12 protein-coding genes, 1 tRNA gene and 1 pseudogene are annotated in these 12,226 nt (G+C 69.1%); 8 read left to right on the plus strand and 6 right to left on the minus strand.

Annotation, left to right across the window (positions count from 1 at the left end):
- The first annotated feature begins 49 nt into the window (after positions 1-49).
- Entirely contained in the window at positions 50-958 is a 909-nt protein-coding gene (locus tag DEO45_RS05810) for a tyrosine-type recombinase/integrase (RefSeq protein ID WP_223250800.1), read from the plus strand.
- A 14-nt stretch (positions 959-972) separates the two neighbouring features.
- On the opposite strand, the gene DEO45_RS05815 is transcribed toward DEO45_RS05810, so the two are convergent.
- From DEO45_RS05815 to ftsY, 5 genes are all read right to left on the minus strand, one after another.
- Positions 973-1,048 (minus strand) — tRNA-Phe (locus DEO45_RS05815).
- Between the two features lie 82 nt (positions 1,049-1,130).
- Positions 1,131-1,409, minus strand: coding sequence for an oxidative damage protection protein (locus tag DEO45_RS05820; protein ID WP_114341360.1), 279 nt, complete (start codon positions 1,407-1,409; stop codon positions 1,131-1,133).
- Positions 1,406-2,521 (minus strand): A/G-specific adenine glycosylase, encoded by a 1,116-nt coding sequence (mutY, locus tag DEO45_RS05825; RefSeq protein ID WP_114341361.1) that lies wholly within the window; start codon positions 2,519-2,521, stop codon positions 1,406-1,408. The genes DEO45_RS05820 and mutY overlap by 4 nt, the downstream gene beginning before the upstream one ends.
- A complete protein-coding gene (locus DEO45_RS05830) occupies positions 2,518-3,576 on the minus strand; it encodes an AsmA family protein (protein WP_114341362.1) in 1,059 nt (352 codons plus the stop codon). Before DEO45_RS05830 ends, mutY begins: the two co-directional genes overlap by 4 nt.
- Positions 3,577-3,599: 23 nt before the next feature.
- Complete coding sequence (gene ftsY / locus DEO45_RS05835; protein ID WP_114341363.1) at positions 3,600-4,742, minus strand: signal recognition particle-docking protein FtsY; 1,143 nt, start codon at positions 4,740-4,742, stop codon at positions 3,600-3,602.
- 74 nt (positions 4,743-4,816) lie between these two features.
- Between ftsY and rsmD the strand changes: the two genes are divergently transcribed.
- From rsmD to DEO45_RS05870, 7 genes and pseudogenes are all read left to right on the plus strand, one after another.
- Positions 4,817-5,398 (plus strand): 16S rRNA (guanine(966)-N(2))-methyltransferase RsmD, encoded by a 582-nt coding sequence (gene rsmD, locus DEO45_RS05840; protein WP_114341364.1) that lies wholly within the window; start codon positions 4,817-4,819, stop codon positions 5,396-5,398.
- A gap of 39 nt (positions 5,399-5,437) precedes the next feature.
- A complete protein-coding gene (coaD, locus tag DEO45_RS05845) occupies positions 5,438-5,977 on the plus strand; it encodes a pantetheine-phosphate adenylyltransferase (protein ID WP_114341365.1) in 540 nt (179 codons plus the stop codon).
- Positions 5,970-6,473, plus strand: a complete 504-nt coding sequence (locus DEO45_RS05850; RefSeq protein WP_114341366.1) for a hypothetical protein — start codon at positions 5,970-5,972, stop codon at positions 6,471-6,473. The genes coaD and DEO45_RS05850 overlap by 8 nt, the downstream gene beginning before the upstream one ends.
- A 99-nt stretch (positions 6,474-6,572) precedes the next feature.
- Positions 6,573-6,881, plus strand: a pseudogene (locus DEO45_RS05855) (YfhL family 4Fe-4S dicluster ferredoxin); the annotation flags it as partial.
- Positions 6,878-8,602 (plus strand): gamma-glutamyltransferase, encoded by a 1,725-nt coding sequence (gene ggt / locus DEO45_RS05860; RefSeq protein WP_114341368.1) that lies wholly within the window; start codon positions 6,878-6,880, stop codon positions 8,600-8,602. The pseudogene DEO45_RS05855 and the gene ggt, both read left to right, overlap by 4 nt.
- A 309-nt stretch (positions 8,603-8,911) precedes the next feature.
- Entirely contained in the window at positions 8,912-9,784 is an 873-nt protein-coding gene (locus DEO45_RS05865; RefSeq protein ID WP_114341369.1) for an MBL fold metallo-hydrolase, read from the plus strand.
- Positions 9,785-9,807: 23 nt separating this feature from the next.
- A complete protein-coding gene (locus DEO45_RS05870) occupies positions 9,808-10,818 on the plus strand; it encodes a TMEM43 family protein (protein WP_223250801.1) in 1,011 nt (336 codons plus the stop codon).
- Between the two features lie 42 nt (positions 10,819-10,860).
- On the opposite strand, the gene DEO45_RS05875 is transcribed toward DEO45_RS05870, so the two are convergent.
- The gene (locus DEO45_RS05875) at positions 10,861-12,159 is read right to left on the minus strand and encodes an EAL and HDOD domain-containing protein (protein ID WP_114341371.1); all 1,299 of its coding nucleotides are present in this window, start codon (positions 12,157-12,159) and stop codon (positions 10,861-10,863) included.
- Positions 12,160-12,226 lie beyond the last annotated feature (67 nt).

Here is a 12,226-nt window from a genome sequence, read left to right on the forward strand (position 1 = left end):
CTCTGCTGGGACTGACGACAAGACGCGGGCACTCGAATACCTCGACCGATTGAAGGTCCAGTATTGGGAGCAGCAACGCCTTGGCGTCAAACCGGATCGGAGTTGGCAGGACGCGGCAGTGCGGTGGGTGAAGGAGACCAGCCACAAGAGGACGCGCGAGAAAGACATTGCGAAGTTGCGGCGGTTGGATCGCTACCTGGGTCACTTGATGCTGAGTCAGGTGACCCGCGACGTGATCGACCAGATTGGCGAACGCTTGGCTCAAACATCGAGTCCCAGCAACGCCAATCGCTACCTCGCGGTGATTCGTTCGATCCTTCGACGGGCAAGGGATGATTGGGAGTGGGTGAGTCACATTCCCAAGGTCCAGCTCTACCGGGAACCGAAGCAGCGCATCCGCTTCCTGACCCCGGACGAAGCTCGGCGGCTCCTGACGGAGTTGCCCGAGCATCTTCGGGAGATGGCGCAGTTCGCCCTGACGACGGGACTACGGCAGCGCAACGTGTCGTACCTGCAGTGGAGCCAGGTCGACATGAGCCGTCGGGTGGCGTGGATCCATCCAGATGAGGCCAAGGCCGGGAGGGCCATTGGCGTTCCATTGAACGAGGACGCGCTCGACGTGTTGCGTCGGCGTTTGGGCCGACACGGGGACTACGTGTTTACCTACCAAGGTAAGCCCGTCGACCGGTGTTCGACCAAGGCATGGAAGCGTGCGTTGGAGCGGGCAGGGATCGAGCAGTCGTTCCGCTGGCACGATTTACGCCACACGTGGGCCTCGTGGCATGTGCAGAGCGGCACGCCGCTGCAGGAACTGATGGAGCTGGGCAGTTGGGCCAGCTACGACATGGTCCTGCGGTATGCGCATCTCGCGGCAGATCATCTGCGCGGGGCAGCGAGCCGGATCGATGGCACGTTTCTGACACACAAACAAAAGCCGCAACTGGTGCGGCTGTCGTAAGGTACTGATAAACATGGTGGCCGGGGACGGAATCGAACCGCCGACACGGGGATTTTCAATCCCCTGCTCTACCAACTGAGCTACCCGGCCGGGAACCTGGCGATCAGGGGCAGCCGCGAAGCTTGCCGATGATGCGTGGAGCCGCGCATTAGACCGAATGCACGGCTTTTCGTCAAGACTCCAGGTCGGGCGGGGTAAATCCGGCAGCCTGGTCGACGGCGCCGCCGAACAGGAATTTCTCCATCTGCTCGCCGAGGTATTTGCGCGCCTTCGGGTCGAGCGGGTTGAGCCGGTATTCGTTGATCAGGGTGGTCTGGTGGGCCAGCCACTGCTGCCAGGCGGTCCTGGATATCTCGGCGTAGATGCGCTGGCCGAGCGGGCCGGGCCAGGGGGCGAAGTCGAGGCCTTCGGCGTCGATGCCGAGCTTGGCGCAGTGGATGGTACGGCTCATGGTTCGAATCCTGATGGGACCACAGTAATGGATGCAGCTTGCCGCTCCGCTGAGGCGCTGTCGCTGACCTGCAGCAGGAGGCTGCGCACCGGGGCGGGCAGGCCGAGTGCGCCCAGTTCGCCGGCGCTGCACCAGCGCAGTTGCGGATTATCGGCGATGCCGCGCTGCGGCGTCGCGCGGTCGAACAGCAGCGGCTCGATGGCGAGCCGGTAATGGCTGAATACGTGGGTGAACGGTGCGAGCGCCCGGGCGTCGTCGACCTGCGCGTGCTGCTGCGCGAGGCGCCAGGCGCCATCCGGGTCGGTGGCTTCGGGCAGGCTCCACAGGCCGGACCACACGCCCTGCGGACCGCGCCGTTCGAGCAGCACGCGGCCGTGGCGGTCGCGCAGGATCAGCATCACGGTGGCGCGGGTGGGAATGGATTTCGCCGGCTTGCGGCCGGGCAGCTGCGCGGTGAGATCGTCGCGAAGGGCGATGCAGTCGGCGGCCAGCGGGCAGGCGTCGCAGCGCGGGCGCGAGCGCGCGCAGACGGTGGCGCCCAGGTCCATGATCGCCTGGGTGTAGTCGGCGACACGAGTGGTCGGCGTATGCGCCCCGGCGTGTTGCCACAGCTGTTTTTCCACCGAGCTTTCGCCGGGGTGCCCATGGATGCCGTGGTAGCGGGCGAGCACGCGCTTGACGTTGCCGTCGAGGATGGGAAAGCGCAGGCCGTGGGCCTGCGCCAGGATCGCGCCCGCAGTGGAACGGCCGATGCCGGGCAACGCGCTCAACGCGGCGAAGTCGCGCGGCAGCTCGCCGCCGTGCCGCTCCACGCAGAGTTGCGCGGCGCGATGCAGGAAGCGCGCGCGGCGGTAGTAGCCGAGGCCGGACCACAGCGCCAGCACGGTGTCCTCGTCGGCGGCGGCGAGGTCGCGCAGGGTGGGCAGCGCGGCGACGAAGCGCTCGAAGTAGCCGACCACGGTGGCCACCTGGGTCTGCTGCAGCATCACCTCGGACAGCCACACGCGATAGGCGTCGCGCCGGCCGTCGTCGAATGCACGCTGCCAGGGCAGGTCCTTGCGGCCGTGCCGGTCGAACCAGCGCAGCAGGCGGGAGGCCACTGTCGCGCTCATCGCTGCTTGCCGGCGGCGGGTTTCGCCGTGGTGCTGGCGGATGCCGGTGCGGCATCGCCGGCCTGGATGGTGAGGCCTTCGATGGCGACGCCGCCCACCTCGAGCCGGGCGATTTCCGCATGGCCGTTGCCCGGCGGCGTGCTCAGCTGCGGCCCCTGCGGATCGCCCAGCTGGCTCCACCAACGGGCCAGCGCCAGCGGCGGCAGGCGCAGGTCGGCGTGGTTGCCGGGGCCGTCGAGTTTCAGCGCCAGCAGCAGCGGGTCGTTCTGGTCGGCCGGGGTCAGCCGCAGCGAGATGTCGTATTGGCCGGCATTGGCCTGGTCGAGGCGGCCGGCGAGGTTGGCGGCGGCATCGGCGGCGCCGTGCCAGCGGGCATTGCCGGCGAGCGCCAGCGTGGTCGTGCCGCCCTGCGCCAGGCGCAGGCTGACGTTGTCCAGTTGCAGCGTGCTGCCTTCGATGCGTGGCGTGGCGGACAACCGCAACTGCAGCGGCGTGTGTGCCGCGGTGGTGGCGGACATGTTGAGCGGGAACGGCTGGCCGGAGATCAGCCGGCCGGCTTCGAGCGAGACGTTGTCGAGCAGCACGGCGTTGCCGCGCACCAGGCTGCCGTGGCTGATGCCGACGCCGGTGTCGATGCGCGGGATGTTGGGCGGCGAGCCCGCGGGATGCGGGGGCAGCGCGGCGAGCCATTCCTGCAGCGCGTCGAGGTCGACCCGGGGCGAGTCGATCTGCAGCTGCGAGATCACGGTGGGACCGCCGAACAGGGTATGCCACGGCAGCACGAGCTGGCCGCGCGCGGCCAGCAGGATCGGCGCACTGGCGCCCGCGGCGTTGAGCGTGATGCCGTCCAGGTCCAGCGCCGGCCGCGGGAACAGGGTGGGGCTGGCCGGGCTGGACAGGTTCAATTCGAGCCCCGCGCTGCGCGCCTGTGTCTGCAGCATGCGGGTGAAGCGCTCGGGCTGCAGCAGCAGGTAGACCGCGATCACCGCGGCCAGCACGGCCGCCAGCGCCAGGCCGCCCAGGATCAGCAAGGTCAAGCGCAGGCGGTGCGACATCTGCTCAGCCTCGCCAGCACGGTTCAGTCATGGCCGGGCGCCTCGCTGCCGAGGCTTGCCGGCAGCAGGCCGTCGACGAACGCCTCGGCCTCGAACACGCGCAGGTCGGTGGCGCTCTCGCCCAGGCCGACGAAGCGGATCGGCAGGCCGAATTCGCGCGCCAGCGCGAACACCACGCCGCCCTTGGCGGTACCGTCGAGCTTGGTCACCACCAGGCCGGTGACGCCCACGATCTGGCGGAACTGGCGCACCTGGTTCACCGCGTTCTGGCCGGTGGTGCCGTCGATCACCATCAGCACCTCGTGCGGCGCGTCGGCGTCGAGCTTCTTCAGCACGCGGGCGATCTTGCCCAGCTCGTCCATCAGGCCGCCCTGGGTGTGCAGGCGGCCGGCGGTGTCGGCGATCAGCACCTCGGTGCCGCGCGAGCGCGCCGCCTGCAGCGCGTCGAAGATCACGCTGGCGGCGTCGGCATCCTGGCCCTGCGAGATCACCGGCACGGCGTTGCGCTCGCCCCAGGTCTTCAGCTGCTCGACCGCGGCGGCGCGGAAGGTGTCGCCGGCGGCCAGCATCACCGCGTGTTTCTCATCGCGCCAGCGGCGGGCCAGCTTGCCGATGGTGGTGGTCTTGCCGGCGCCGTTGATGCCCACCACCAGCACCACGAATGGCTGCCGGCCGCGTACGTCCAGCGGCTGCCCGACCGGCTTGAGCAGGGCCACCAGCGCCTCGCGCAGCGCGGCCAGTAGCGCCTGGGCGTCGGCGAACTCGCGCCGGTGCATGCGCTTGCGCAGGTTCTCGACCAGCTCGGTGCTGGCCTCGATGCCGACGTCGGCGGTGATCAGGGTGGTTTCCAGCTCGTCGAGCAGGTCATCGTCGAGTTTCGGGTGGCGCACGAACAGCGCGCCGAGGCCGCGCGCGAACGCATTGCCGGAGAGCCGTTCGCGCCAGCTGCGCCTGGCCGGGGCCGGCGCCGTGGCGGCGGGCTCCCCGGCCGGCGCCACGAAGCGTTCGTGGTCGGGCCGGGTCTCGGCGGGCGCGGCGATTTCCGCCAGCGCCTCGTGCAGCGTCGCCTCGTCGCCTTCCGGTGCGACGGCATCGGCCGCCGGGGCCTTGGCGGCAGGCTGCCCGGCGTCCTTTCCGGTGGGCTTCTTCTTCCAGAATTTGAGCATTGCGGCGGCGATTCAAAGACAATGGGCGGCATGCTAACACTCCAACCTGTACCGCCCGCTGAGGGCGCGGCGGCATGAACGGCGGGCGCAAGGGCGCCCCGGGGCGGGTCCGCATCATCGGCGGCAGCCTGCGCAATTCGCGGCTGGAGGTGCCGGACCTGGCCGGCCTGCGCCCCACTCCCGAGCGGGTGCGCGAAACGCTGTTCAACTGGCTGGCGCCGGTGCTTGACGGTGCGCGCTGCCTGGACCTGTGTGCGGGCACGGGCGCGCTCGGCATCGAGGCGCTGTCGCGCGGCGCCGCCGGCGTGCAGTTCGTGGAGCGCGACGCCCGCGCGGCGCAGTCGCTGCGCGCGAACCTGGCGCGGCTCAAGGCTCCGGGTGGGCAGGTGGCGGAGCTGGATGCGGGTCTGTACCTGCAGGGTGCGGGGCGGCGGCACGACCTGGTCTTCCTCGATCCCCCGTTTGCACTGGACCTGTGGCCGACTTTGGCACGGCAGCTGGAGCAGGGCGGCTGGCTGGCCGCGCAGGCGTGGATCTACGTGGAATCGCCCCGTGGCCATGTGCCGGCGTTGCCGCCGGCCTGGCAGCCGCATCGCGAAGGCCATGCCGGCGAGGTGCGTTTTGCGCTCTATCGGCGCGCGCTTCCGTTAAGCTAGGGTCAATCCATCCGTCGTGTCCGTCTCGTGAGCAAACCTTTGGGCAACCCGCGCCTGGCCGTGTACCCGGGCACCTTCGATCCGATCACCAACGGTCACGCCGATCTGGTGGCGCGCGCCGCGCCGTTGTTCGACCGCGTGGTGGTGGCGGTGGCCGACAGCTCCAGCAAGGGCCCGGGCTTCAGCATGGCCGAGCGGATCACCCTGTCGCGGCTGGCGCTGGCCGACCTGCCGAACGTCGAGGTGAGCGGCTTCGATTGCCTGCTGGCCACCTTCGTCCAGCAGATCGGTGCGGGCGTGATCATCCGCGGACTGCGCGCGGTGTCGGATTTCGAATACGAGTTCCAGCTGGCCAGCATGAACCGGCACCTGATTCCGCAGGCCGAGACGCTGTTCCTGACGCCGGCCGAACAATACAGCTTCATCTCGTCGTCGCTGGTGCGCGAGATCGGCCGTCTAGGCGGCGATATCTCCGGCTTCGTGCATCCGGCGGTACAACAGGCCATGCGGCAGCGCTGGCAGAAGGGCCGGACCGGCTCCAACAAACAACCCGAAACAGAAGGTGATAACCATGCGTAAGTTCGTCCTCATTGCTGCCGTCGCACTGACCGCCTGTCTCGCCCTGAGCGCCTGCGGCAAACACGAAGCCACCGGGCCGGCCGGCCCGCAGGCCAGCCAGCAGGCGACCAAGCCGACCGATCCGAACGACAGCAAGGCGTGGAACGCCTACTTCGGCCAGATCGTGCAGAACAACATGCAGGGCATGAAGGCCGACCGCCCGTATCCGTACCTGGTGCCGGCGGGCGATTCCGAGGATGCCGTGGCCGGCCGCGGCCGCCAGCTGTCGAACGTGCAGGATGCCGTTGCGCGCGGCGTGTTGCCGGGCAACATGCTGGTGTTCGCCGGCCAGGATTCGGCGAAGACGGCCGACCTGGTCGTCGCGGCGTTCAAGGATGCCAAGCCCGGCTCGTTCAAGGACGTGATCGTCCTGTTCATCGGCGCCACGGCCGACCAGCAGCGCGTGGACGACGTGCTGAAGCCCACCGGCGCCACGATCCGCTTCGTCGCCATGTAAGCACGGCGCTGCGCCGGCCCCGCCGGCGCGGCTTCGCGCCGCCGCCCCGCGTCGCGGGAGCGGCGGCCAGGCGCTCGCCGCGGATTTCCCGGCGCGCCGGCGCGCTCCCTCCGGAGCGCCGCACTCCAGCATGTAGTATCGGCAGCCATGTCCCTGAAAATCCTCGACACCTGCGTCAATTGCGACGTCTGCGAGCCGGCCTGTCCGAACCACGCCATTTCGCTGGGTGAGGAGTTTTACGTGATCGATCCGGCATTGTGCACCGAGTGCGTCGGTCATCATGACGAACCGCAGTGCGTGGTGGTGTGCCCGGTCGAATGCATCATCGGCGACCCCGATCACGCCGAATCGCACGAACAGCTCGAACTCAAATACCGCCAGCTGATGGCGAAGGAATCCGCGGCATGACGTTTTCCCTGAACTGGCGTGTGCTGTCGTTGAGTCTGCTGCTGGTCGGCGGCAGCGCGTTTGCCGCCGACGGCGCGCCGAAGACGGCTCCGGTTGCGGCAGCCCATGCCGCTTCGTTGCGCCCCGGCCATGCGGCCGTCGCCAGCGCGAACTTCCATGCCACCGAAGCCGGCCTCGAAGTGCTGGCCAAGGGCGGCAACGCGTTCGACGCGGCGGTGGCGGTGGCGGCCACGCTGTCGATCGTGGAGCCGGAGAGTTCCGGCACCGGCGGTGGCTTCATGGCCGTGCTGCACCGGGCGAAGGACGGCCGCAACATCTTCATCGACGCGCGCGAGACCGCGCCGGCCGCGGTGAACCCGAAGGATTACCTCAATCCGGACGGCAGCCCGAACCGCGACACTGCGCTGCGCGGACCGCTGTCGTCCGGCATTCCCGGCCAGCCGGCCGGGCTGGTGCTGCTGTCCAGTCGCTACGGACGCCTGCCGCTGGCGCAGTCGCTGGCGCCGGCGATCCGCATCGCGCGCGACGGCTTCCAGCCGGACGAGCGCCTGCGCGGCGCGATCGCGGGCACGCAGAAGGATCTCGAGCGCTGGCCCGCCTCGGCCGCCAAGTACCTGCCGGGCGGCAAGCCGCCGGCGGAAGGCGCGGTCTGGCGCGACCCGGACCAGGCGCGCACGCTGGAACTGCTCGCTGCGCACGGCCACGACGGTTTCTATCGGGGCGAGGTCGCGCAGAAGCTGGTCAAGGCGGTCCGCGCCGCCGGCGGCAACTGGACGCTGGCCGACCTGGCCGGCTACCAGGCCAAGGAGCGCACGCCGATCAGCGTCGACTATCGCGGCTACAAGATCGTCACCGCGCCGCCGCCGTCGTCCGGCGGCGTGGCGATCGCCGAGATCCTCAACATCCTGTCAGGCTACGACCTGACGAAGATGGATGCCGCCACGCGCGCCCACTACATCATCGAGGCGATGCGCCGCGCGTTCCGCGACCACAACGATTACCTGGGCGACCCGGACTTCGTGCAGATGCCGCTGGACATGCTGCTGTCGCCGTACTATGCCGCCGGCCTGCGCCAGGGCATCCTGCCCGACAAGGCCACGCCGTCGTCGATGCTGCCGCGCGCCGAGGCGCCCGAGCCGGGCATGCATACCACCCATTTCTCGATCATCGACGCCGACGGCAACATGGCTGCGGTGACCTCCACGGTGAACTACACGATGGGCTCGGCCTTTGTCGCCGCGGGCACCGGCGTGCTGCTCAACGACGAGATGGACGACTTCGCGCTGGTGCCGAACAAGCCCAACGTATACGGCCTGCTCGGCAGCGCGGCGAACGCGCCGGCGCCGGGCAAGCGCATGCTGTCGTCGATGTCGCCGAGCATCGTGATCGGCGCCGACCGCACCGCGGTGATCGGTTCGCCCGGCGGCTCGACCATCATCACCCAGGTGCTGGAAGGCATCCTGCACTTCATCGACGGCGAGAGCGCGCAGCAGATCGCCGCGCACAAGCGCTTCCACCACCAATACCTGCCGGACGTGGTGAACGTGGAAGAAGGGACCTTCGACGCCGCCACCGGCGACGCGTTGACGAAGATGGGCTACACGCTCAAGCCGCGCGAATCGTGGGGCTTCATGAACGTGGTGACCTGGGACCGCAAGGCCAACCAGCTCGATGCCGCCAGCGATCCGCGCCGGCCGTCGGGGCTGGGCAAGGTGCAGTAGGCCCTTCGAAAAACTGGCCTTTGCTCGTCATCCCGGCGAAAGCCGGGATCCAGCGCCAAGGGTTTCGGTGAGCCAGAGTCACTGGGTCCCAGCTTTCGCTGGGACGACGGTCCAAATCGAGGTTTTTTCGAAGTTCCCAACAAGGTCAGACCATGGAATTGTTCTCGCTCATCGGCAATTCTCAGCAACTGGATGGTGGCGCCATGTTGTTCGGCCCATCCATGGACCTCACCCCGCGCGTTGCGCGGGGCCGCCTGCGGCGTCCGGATTCGCTCCCGGCGAATCCGTCGGCAACGCGAGATATCTGATATGGAACTCTGGTCCCTGCTCGGCAATTCGCAGCAACTCGATGGCGGTGCGATGTTCGGCAACGCTCCCAAAGCGCTGTGGTCGCGCTGGATCGCGCCGGATGCGGAGAACCGGATTCCGCTGGCCTGCCGCTGTTTGCTGGTGAAGGATCTGGACGGGCGAAACGTGCTGTTCGAGACGGGCATCGGTGCGTTCTTCGAGCCGGCGCTGCGCGAGCGCTACGGCGTGGTCGAGCCGCGGCACGTGCTGCTGGATTCGCTGGCCGAGGCCGGGCTCACCCACGAGGACATCGACGTGGTGGTGCTGTCCCACCTGCACTTCGACCATGCCGGTGGCCTGCTGGCGGCATGGGAGGCAGGCCAGCCGCCGCGGCTGCTGTTCCCGCACGCGCATTTCGTGGTGGGCGCGGAGCACTGGCGCCGCGCCACGCACCCGCACCCGCGCGACCGCGCCTCGTTCGTGCCGGAGCTGCAGCCGCTGCTGGAAGCGAGCGGCCGGCTGGAGCTGGTCGAGGGCGAACATTCGCGGACGCTGGGCGAGTCGGTGCGCTTCTTCTTTTCGGACGGCCATACGCCCGGCCTGATGCTGGCCGAAGTCGGCGGCGTGGTGTTCTGCGCCGACCTGATCCCCGGCCGCTTCTGGGTGCACCTGCCGATCACCATGGGCTACGACCGCTGGCCGGAGAAGCTGATCGACGAGAAGCGGGTGTTCCTGGAAGACAAACTGGCGCGCGACGTGCGGTTGTTCTTCACGCACGACCACGATTGCGCGCTGGCAACGGTGACGCGCGACGAGCGCGGCCGTTTCAGCACTGCCGACGAGCAGCGCGCGCTGCGCGGCATGCCACCGTCCACCCTGGCGGGAGCGGCCTGATGAGCGGACGCGGGGGAACGGCCATGCGCAGCCTGGCGCTGAACGTCGTCGGTACGCTGCTGGTGCTCGCCGGCATCGGGCTGGCGGCGATGACCGCTCGCGGCCTGCTCCATTACCGCGCGGTAGCCAGCCAGCACGGCGGCGAGGTGATCGATCTCGGTGCGGATGGGCTTGCGCCAGCCGGCGGGCATGGCGGCATGGTTCGCGTGGTAGGCACCCCGAAAGTGGTGGAGGCGCCGTACGACCCGGAGTTCAACCAGCGTGTGGACACGCCGGTGCTGGTGCGCCACGTGGAGATGTTCCAGTGGCGCGAGGTGCGCTTCGGCGGCAGCGTGCACTACGAGCTGGACTGGCTCGACCGACCGGTCGATGCCAGCCGTTTCGAGGACCCGAAAGGGCACGCGAACCCGGGGAGCTTCCCGGTCGGCGGCAAGCAGTTCGACGCCGGCCTGGTGCGATTCGGCGCCTTCACGCTCGGCCCGGTCTTGTTGCGCGCGCTGCCCGGCACGCAGCGGGTCGAGCCGGATGCGGCGGCCCTGCCGGAAAATCTGGCGGCCAGCTTCAGTCGCTACCAGGGCTACCTGGTGACCAGTGCACGGCCGGGCGATCCGCGGCTCGGCGACGTACGGGTGAGCTGGTCGGCCGTGCCGCTGCAGCAGCTGACCGTCATCGGCCGCCGGGACGGCGACCGGCTGGTGGCGGCGTCCGATGCCGCCGACGGCAAGGGCTACATGGTGCAGGTCGGCGACGTGCCGGTGCTGGACGTCTTCCCGGACTTGCCGGTACCGCCGGAGTTCGTCTGGGTACGCCAGCTCCTCGCCGTGTTGCTGGCTTCGCTGGGCGCCTTCCTGCTGCTCACCACGCAGCGCCGCCGCCCCGACGGCTGGCTCGCGCTGGGCCTGGGTGCCCTGGTCGTGGGTATCGTGGCCGGCGTGTTGTGGCTGGGCAACGACCTGTGGGCCACCTGCATGTGGCTGACGCTGGCGGCGTGCGGTGCGGCGCTCACCGGGTGGCGGCTGCGGCGCGGGCGTTGAGCCGGCGCCGGCGAATACGCGGGGAAAGGTGACGCGCAGCCGCTACTCGGCGGCCGCTTTCCCGCTGGCGTTGGCGTAGACTTGGTCGGCCCACTGCGTGGCGCCCAGGTAGATCGCGGCCATCCGCTGGATGCGCTGGGGCATGACGTGCTCACTGGTCAGCTCGCCGGCCTCCCAGGCGAGCATCTGCTGCAGCAGCGGCGCGAAGGGGCCGCCGCGGCCGGTCAGTGCGTCGCTGATCTCCGGCACCAGCCGCAGATGGGTCAGCAGGAATTCCATCGGCGCGCACATCAGCGTGTCCAGCAACGAGAACAGGCCGACGGTGAAGGCCATTTCCGCATGACCGGGGGGCATGCCGGCGGCCAGCTTCTCGCACATGTGGGCGCGGATCAGCGCGGCGCGCAGCAACTCCGGCGGGCGGTCGTCCATGCCGCACATCGCCATCGTGTCGATCCAGTTGCGCATGCGCGTGACGCCGAAGAAGATCGCCGCCTGCTGCACCGACTTCAGCTGCCGCGGCAGCGCGAAGTAGGCCGAGTTGACGCAACTGAGCAGCTTGTAGCTGAGCACCGCGTCGTCCCGGATGATGTTGCCCAGCTCGACCGGTCCCGGATTGCTTTCCTGCAGCACCCGCATCAGCCGCAGCATGCTCAGCCGGTTGGCGGTGAGCACGGGTACCGCCACCGGTTGCGGCACCAGCAGGTAGCGTCCCTGGATCGCCTGCAGCGGCAGTTCCAGGCAACGCTCGTAGGTCTGGTGATCGTTGACCTGGCCCGCGATCACGCGGATCCCACGCGCGTGCAGGTGTTCGGCGCGTTCTTTCAGGCACTCCGGCGAAAGCCGGCTGGCGTCCAGTCGAACGAGCTGCACCATGTGCAGCAGCGTTTCGAGCGGCAGGGTGCTTTCCGGGTCGGTGTCGGATGCATCGAGCACGAACTGGCAGCCACGCTGCGCCATCTGCTGCAGGCGCTTCATGAGCGGCGCGTCGTTTGCCGTGTGCGGCTGCAGCACCACGCCCAGGCGCGGCTGGTGCAGCAGCACGTCGAAGTCTTCCGGCAACAGCTCGGACGGCAGGTTGAGGAAGGCGCGGTTGCCGCGTACCAGCCTGGTCAATGCGCCGTCGGTGATGGTCGCCAGCACGTTCTGCAGCAGGGTCTGCTCATCGCCGGCTTCGCGGTGGAAGACGATCTCGTAGGCGAACAGCTGGCGTTCGCGATCGAGCATCGGCACGCGCAGCACCGGCAATGGAGCGGCGCTTGCGCCCTCGTAGCCTTGCACGCCGGGAACGGAAACGGGAGCGGTGGCGGCTGCGGGGGAGTGGGAGGCGTTGGGTGTGCTCATGATCAGTCAGTCGTCGCGATTAACGCCGAAGCATGCCGTGGCCCGCTTCGCAGTCAGTGGGAGGACC

The sequence above is a fragment of the Rhodanobacter denitrificans genome, assembly GCF_003335105.1.
In the GTDB taxonomy this organism is placed as follows: domain Bacteria; phylum Pseudomonadota; class Gammaproteobacteria; order Xanthomonadales; family Rhodanobacteraceae; genus Rhodanobacter; species Rhodanobacter denitrificans_A.